5 protein-coding genes and 1 pseudogene are annotated in these 4,588 nt (G+C 62.6%); 3 read left to right on the forward strand and 3 right to left on the reverse strand.

What is annotated here, in order from left to right; all coding sequences use genetic code 11:
• Nucleotides 1-116: 116 nt before the first annotated feature.
• From AC1DX0_RS33450 to AC1DX0_RS33460, 3 genes are all read left to right on the forward strand, one after another.
• Nucleotides 117-596 (forward strand): carboxymuconolactone decarboxylase family protein, encoded by a 480-nt coding sequence (locus AC1DX0_RS33450; RefSeq protein WP_477223132.1) that lies wholly within the window; start codon nucleotides 117-119, stop codon nucleotides 594-596.
• 84 nt (nucleotides 597-680) lie between these two features.
• Nucleotides 681-1,043 (forward strand): nuclear transport factor 2 family protein, encoded by a 363-nt coding sequence (locus AC1DX0_RS33455; protein ID WP_027043650.1) that lies wholly within the window; start codon nucleotides 681-683, stop codon nucleotides 1,041-1,043.
• A 41-nt stretch (nucleotides 1,044-1,084) separates the two neighbouring features.
• Nucleotides 1,085-1,399, forward strand: a complete 315-nt coding sequence (locus AC1DX0_RS33460) for a hypothetical protein (RefSeq protein WP_477223133.1) — start codon at nucleotides 1,085-1,087, stop codon at nucleotides 1,397-1,399.
• A gap of 91 nt (nucleotides 1,400-1,490) precedes the next feature.
• On the opposite strand, the pseudogene AC1DX0_RS33465 reads toward AC1DX0_RS33460, so the two are convergent.
• The 3 genes and pseudogenes from AC1DX0_RS33465 to AC1DX0_RS33475 form a co-directional block, all read right to left on the reverse strand.
• Nucleotides 1,491-2,795: pseudogene (locus AC1DX0_RS33465) on the reverse strand (gamma-aminobutyraldehyde dehydrogenase); the annotation flags it as partial.
• Between the two features lie 105 nt (nucleotides 2,796-2,900).
• Entirely contained in the window at nucleotides 2,901-3,716 is an 816-nt protein-coding gene (locus tag AC1DX0_RS33470; RefSeq protein WP_477358643.1) for an ABC transporter permease, read from the reverse strand.
• Nucleotides 3,706-4,588: ABC transporter permease (locus tag AC1DX0_RS33475; protein WP_477358645.1), on the reverse strand; the 883-nt coding region annotated here is incomplete at its 5' end. The genes AC1DX0_RS33475 and AC1DX0_RS33470, both read right to left, overlap by 11 nt.

A 4,588-nucleotide genomic window follows, 5' to 3' on the forward strand; every position in this document is an offset into this window, starting at 1 on the left:
GGCCATGAGAGCCATGGCCCGTCCGGGCGAAGCGGCCAGGCCGACGTAAGCGCTATCAATTCCCCCATGCAGGCCAAGGCGGATATCGCCGGGAGGCGCTGCGAACGGAGGATGAAATGCTCAAGTCAAAGCGGAATGTCAGATCACTGGTGATCGCGGCAAGCATTGGCGCGCTGTTCACGATCACTCCCGCAAAAGCCGAGGATGCGGCGGCAACGGCCGCCTACAAGGACATCCAGGCAACGCTCGGCTCGGTGCCGGATATGTTCAAGACCTTGCCTGATGTCGCGATCGCCGGCGCCTGGGCTGAAATCAAGGGCGTCCAGCTCAACCCGAAAACCGCTCTGGACGGCAAGACCAAGGAGTTGATGGGCCTTGCGGTCGCCTCACAGATTCCCTGCCAATATTGCATCTACTTCCACACCGAGGCGGCCAAGCTCAATGGCGCCAGCGACGAGGAGATCAAGGAGACGATCGCGATGGCGGCGATCGTGCGCCACTGGTCGACGATCCTCAACGGCAGCCAGGTCGATCTCGCCACGTTCAAGAAGCAGACCGACGACGTGTTCGCGGCCGTCAAGGCGAAGTCGCAGTGAAAATCCCTGCCTGGCGGCGAGCGCCGGGCAGTGCCTACCGAATATCAACCGCCCGATCGTGAAGACGGGCACATGGAGGATAAAATGCTGACCAAGACTCAAGTTGTGGATGGCGCGGCGATCAAGAAGGCGATCGAGGGCCGCGACGGCAAGATGCTGTCGAGCTTCTATGCCGACGACGCGGTGGTGCGGGTGATCGACCGCAACAACCCGCCGAGCAAGCCGCGCGAAGTCCGCGGGCGCGCGGCGATCGCCACCTTCTGGGACGACATTTGCAGCCGGGCGATGACCCACAAGGTCGACACCACGATCGCCGACGGCGACAGCCTCGCCTTCACCCAGGCCTGCGCCTATCCGGACGGCACGAAAGTGTTCGCCGCGGCAATGCTGGAGCTGAAGAACGGACGCATCGCACGGCAGACCGTCGTGCAGGCCTGGGACGAGTAAATCAACCGCGGGCTCAACCGCAATCTCGGAGGACGACCAACATGTTCAGCGCCAGATGGCAGATCGACGCCAAGTTCGGGCACAAGCAGACCGTGCTCGAACTGTTGAAAAAGTGGGAACGCGAGATCGGCTCCCAGGTCGGTATCGCCGACCTCAAATTCCAGATCATGACGGGATCGATCGGCGCCCGGGAGGCAACGGTCGAGTCGCACCACCAGGTCGAAAGCCTGGCCCAGCTGGAATCGTTCTTCGCCAAGATCGGCAAGATCGACGCGCACGCCAAATGGGGCAAGGAGATAGAGCCCTATGTCGTGTCGGGCACCAGCCTGTGGAACATCTATCGCATCGTGGAGTAGAGGTCTTCGCCCCGTTTACGGGGAGAAGATGCCGGCAGGCAGATGAGGGGCGGAGCCAACTTTGCAAGGTTTGCGCTGCCCCTCATCCGGCGTGGGTGTTGATCCAGGTGCAGCCATATTGCAGGCGGGCCGCCGTCGCCATGGCGCGCGAGACATCCTTGGTCCACACCGATGACGCCAGGCCGTAATCGCTGTCATTGGCCCAATTCACCGCCTCGTCGACTTCGGTGAAACGAGTGATCGAGACGACCGGCCCGAACACTTCGCGGCGCACGATCTCGTCCTCCTGCAGCGCACCGGCGACGACGGTCGGCTGGTAGTAAAAGCCTGACCCCTCGCCCGGCTTGCCGCCGGTGGTGATCTCGATGTGCTTCAACTCGGAAGCTCGTTCGACGAAGCTCGAGACACGGTCGCGCTGGCGGCGCGAGATCAGCGGGCCGATCTCGTTTTCGGTGTCGTCGGGCTGGTTGTACTTGATGGTCGAGACGGCCGAAGAGAGATCGGCGACGAGCTTGTCGTAGATCTTCTTGCCGGCATAGATGCGGCAGGCGGCGGTGCAGTCCTGGCCGGCATTGTAGTAGCCGAAGGCGCGCAACCCGTTGACGACGGCACCGAGATCGGCGTCGTCGAAGACGATGACCGGCGCCTTGCCGCCGAGTTCGAGATGCGTGCGCTTGACCGACTTGGCAGCGGCCTGCAGCACCTTCTTGCCAGTGGCGACGTCGCCGGTGATCGAGATCATGTTGACCTTGGGATGGTTGATCAGCGTGTTGCCGACGCTGTCGCCGCGGCCAAGCACGACATTGACGACGCCTTCGGGCAGGACATCGGCGAGGATTTTGGCCAGCTTCAGCGCCGTCAGCGGCGTCTGCTCCGACGGCTTGAAGACGACAGTGTTACCGCCGGCGATCGCAGGCGCCAGTTTCCAGGCCATCATCATCAGCGGATAGTTCCACGGCGCGATCGAAGCGACGATGCCGATCGGGTCGCGCCGCACCATCGAGGTGTGACCGGGCAGATATTCGCCGGCGACAACGCCCGGCATCGAGCGGACAGCGCCGGCGAAGAAGCGGTAGCAGTCGACGATCGCTGGGATCTCGTCATTGAGCACGGCATTGATCGGCTTGCCGCAATTGAGCGCTTCGAGTGCCGCGAACTCTTTCGCTTCGGCTTCGATGCGGTCGGCGATCTTCAAGAGGTAGCCGGAGCGCTGCGCCGGCGTCGTGCGCGACCACAAGACGAACGCTTGTTCGGCTGCAATGACCGCCGCCTCGATCTGCACCTGGCTGGCCTCGGGCAGGTTGAGAATGGTCGCCCCTGTCTTCGGATTGAGGATCGGCTCTTCGGCTTCTGTGCCCTTCTCGAATTTCGAGCCGATCAGCATCTGGGTGTCCATTGTGGGGTCTCCTTGATCAGGAGCGAGTAGCGAATAGCGAGTAGCTATTAGGGTTTGACCATCGATCTTCCCTATTCGCTATTCGCTACTCCCTATTCGCTGTTTTCATTTTCCACTGCCGGCGATCTGGTCACCGTCGCGGGTCAGGTAATAGGCAAACAGGATCGGCAGCAGCGTCACCAGCACGACGACCATGGCCACGACATTGGTGACCGGGCGCTGGCGCGGACGGATCAGTTCCTCCAGCATCCAGATCGGCASCGTCTGCTGCTGGCCGGCGGTGAAGGTGGTGACGATGACTTCGTCGAAGGACAAAGCGAAGGCCAGCATGCCGCCGGCGAGCAGCGCGGTGGCGATGTTGGGCAGCACGACATGGCGGAAGGTCTGGAAGCCGTCGGCGCCGAGATCCATCGAGGCCTCGATCATCGATCCGGAGGTGCGGCGGAAGCGGGCGACCGCATTGTTGTAGACGACGACGACGCAGAAGGTGGCGTGGCCGAGCACGATCGTCCAGAACGAGAACGGGATCTCGGCCAGCGAAAAAGCCGAGCGCAGCGCGATGCCGGTGATGATGCCGGGCAGCGCGATCGGCAGGATGACCAGCAGCGAGATGGTTTCGCGGCCGAAGAATTTTGTCCGTGACACCGCCGCTGAACAGAGCGTGCCGAGGATCAGCGCAATCGCCGTCGAGATGGCGGCGACGCGCACCGACAGCGACAGCGCCTCCCAGACGTCAGGCCGGTTCCAGGTGACGGCGAACCACTGCGTGGTCAGCCCTGGCGGTGGCCAAACGAAGCTCTTCTCCTCCGTGGTGAAGGCGTAGACGAAGATCAGCAGGATCGGCAGATGCAGGAACAGCAGGCCGCAAGCGGCGGCGACCTTCAGCGAAAGAGGTGCGGACTGGCCACGATCAGAGCGCATCGAAGGCCCCCATGCGCTTGGCGCCCCAGAGGTAGAAACCCATGATGACGATGGGCACGACGGTGAAGGCGGCGGCGAGCGGGATGTTGCCGGCTGTGCCTTGCTGCGAATAGACGGCCTGGCCGATGAACAGGCGCGACGTGCCGATGATCTGCGGGATGATGTAGTCGCCCAATGTCAGCGAGAAGGTGAAGATCGAGCCGGCGACGATGCCGGGCAGCGCCAGCGGAAACAGCACATTGCGGAACGTCTGCCCTGGCGAAGCACCGAGATCGGACGAGGCCTCGACCAGATTGCCGGGCACACGTTCGAGCGCTGCCTGAACCGGCAGGATCATGAAGGGCAGCCAGACATAGACGAAGACGATGAAGGTGCCGGTGAACGACACCGACAGCGAATTGCCGCCGACGACCGGCAGCGACAACCAGGCATCGAGCACCCACAGCAAATGCAGCTTGGCCAGCAGCCAGGTCAAAATGCCTTCCTTGGCGAGGATCAGTTTCCAGGCGTAGATCTTGACCAGATAGCTCGACCACAGCGGCAGCATGACGCCGAGATAGAACAGCGCCTTCCAGCGGCCACGGGCATAGCGGGCCGCGTAATAGGCGATGGGGAAGGCGACGATGGCCGAGGCCAGCGTGACCAGAGCCGCCATCGTCACCGTGCGCAGGATGATGTCGAGATTGGCCGGCTGGAGCAGGTCGCCATAGGTCTTCAGCGTGAACTGGCGGTTGATGAGGCCGGAATACTCGTCGATGGAGAAAAAGCTCTGCGCCAAAAGGGCGAACAGCGAGCCGATATAGACAATGCCGAGCCACAGGACCGGCGGCAAAAGCATGAGCAGGAGAAGCAATTGCGGCCGGCGCCAGAAC

The sequence above is a fragment of the Mesorhizobium sp. P3_A9 genome (genome assembly GCF_056402975.1).

Excerpts from the sequence above, each read along its gene's own strand:
- AC1DX0_RS33450 (WP_477223132.1), top strand. The coding sequence starts at position 117 with ATGCTCAAGTCAAAGCGGAATGTCAGATCACTGGTGATCGCGGCAAGC.
- AC1DX0_RS33455 (WP_027043650.1), top strand. The coding sequence starts at position 681 with ATGCTGACCAAGACTCAAGTTGTGGATGGCGCGGCGATCAAGAAGGCG.
- AC1DX0_RS33460 (WP_477223133.1), top strand. The coding sequence starts at position 1,085 with ATGTTCAGCGCCAGATGGCAGATCGACGCCAAGTTCGGGCACAAGCAG.